The sequence below is a fragment of the Rhizobium sp. SEMIA 4085 genome (genome assembly GCF_013004495.1).
GTDB classification, from domain to species: Bacteria; Pseudomonadota; Alphaproteobacteria; order Rhizobiales; family Rhizobiaceae; genus Rhizobium; species Rhizobium gallicum.
On the sequence record NZ_JABEPH010000649.1, the window covers coordinates 1 to 1,532 of the forward strand.

General features: G+C 57.2%; 1 protein-coding gene and 2 pseudogenes. All 3 read left to right on the forward strand.

The window, feature by feature from the left end; genetic code table 11:
- Window positions 1–160, forward strand: a pseudogene (locus tag C9413_RS32025) (sugar ABC transporter substrate-binding protein); the annotation flags it as partial.
- Window positions 161–245: 85 nt separating this feature from the next.
- Window positions 246–1,199 (forward strand): sugar ABC transporter permease, encoded by a 954-nt coding sequence (locus C9413_RS32030; protein ID WP_022715992.1) that lies wholly within the window; start codon window positions 246–248, stop codon window positions 1,197–1,199.
- Window positions 1,196–1,532: pseudogene (locus tag C9413_RS32035) on the forward strand (carbohydrate ABC transporter permease); the annotation flags it as partial. The gene C9413_RS32030 and the pseudogene C9413_RS32035, both read left to right, overlap by 4 nt.

Here is a 1,532-nt window from a genome sequence, read left to right on the forward strand (position 1 = left end):
AGGCGACACGCTGTTCGGCTCGCTGGCCCAGGGCTATGGCGCTCCTCCAGCGGTTGCCAATGCTTACAAGGACGTCGTGTCCAAGTTCGTTCATGGACAGATCAAGACCTCTGACCAGGCCGTGGAAGAGCTCGTCAAGGCAATCGACGACGCCAAGTAACTTGCCATCGATCAAATAGGATCCTTCCCCGCGCAGGCGGGGGAGGCGTTCTGCCACAGATACGGCCCTGGGAGAGGACGATTTTATGAACACTGTCGCGACCCCCGAGATCAACCTGACGTCGGAACGCAAAATAGGCAATTCCATCCGCTCCCGCCTGCAGGATGTCCTGCCCAAGATCGTGCTGGCGCCGAGTTTCGCCGTCACTGTGATCTTTGTTTATGGTTTCATCGTCTGGACCGCCTATCTGTCCTTCACCAATTCCAAGACATTCCCATCCTATGTGCTGACAGGACCGCGCGCCTATCAAAGGCTATGGCGCTGGACGTTTGAGACCGATCCGCCGTCGAGCTGGTACACCTCGATTACCAATATGGGAATTTTCGGCTTTCTCTATGTCGGAATTTGTCTCGCACTCGGCCTGTTCCTGGCAATTCTGCTTGACCAGAAGATCCGCGGCGAGGGGTTGCTGCGGCCGATCTACCTCTATCCGATGGCGCTTTCCTTCATTGTTACGGGCGTTGCCTGGAAGTGGTTTCTTGATCCGGGCCTCGGCCTTGAGCAGACACTGCATCAATGGGGATGGACGAGCTTCCATTTCGATTGGATCAAGAACAAGGACTTCGTCATCTACACCGTGGTGATCGCCGGCGTCTGGCAGGCTTCCGGTTTCGTCATGGCGATGTTTCTCGCGGGTCTGCGTGGCATCGACGGCGAGATCATGAAAGCCGCCCAGATCGACGGGGCAACGACCTTTCAGCTCTACAGGCGCATCGTCATCCCGATGCTGCGACCGGTCTTCCTGTCGGCCTTCATCGTACTCGCCCATATGGCGATCAAGTCCTATGACCTGGTCGTCGCGCTGACGAGTGGCGGTCCCGGTGGCTCGGCCTGGCTGCCTTCCAATTTCATGTATGAATACACCTTCAAGCGAAACGAAATGGCTGTCGGTTCGGCGAGCGCAATCATCATGCTGATGACGATCTCGGCGATCATCGTGCCCTATCTCTACTCCGAACTGAGGGAGAAGGCGCGATGAGTAGCGTTGCCTCTTCAGCAATTGCCATTTCGCAAGACGGCACTGGCCGCCGGTGGATCACTCGCACCGTCATCTACGGCCTGCTGGTGATCTTCGCGATCCTTTATCTGATGCCCCTCTTCGTGATGCTGGTTACCTCGTTCAAGACCATGGACGAGATCCAGAACGGCAACATGCTGGCATTGCCTCAGTCGCCGACCTTCGAGCCTTGGTTGCGGGCCTGGGGCGAGACCTGCGTCGGCCTGACCTGCGCCGGCATCAAGGGCTATTTCTGGAACTCGATCAAGATGTTCGTTCCTGCCGTTGCAATTTCCACCATCATGGGCGCGCTCA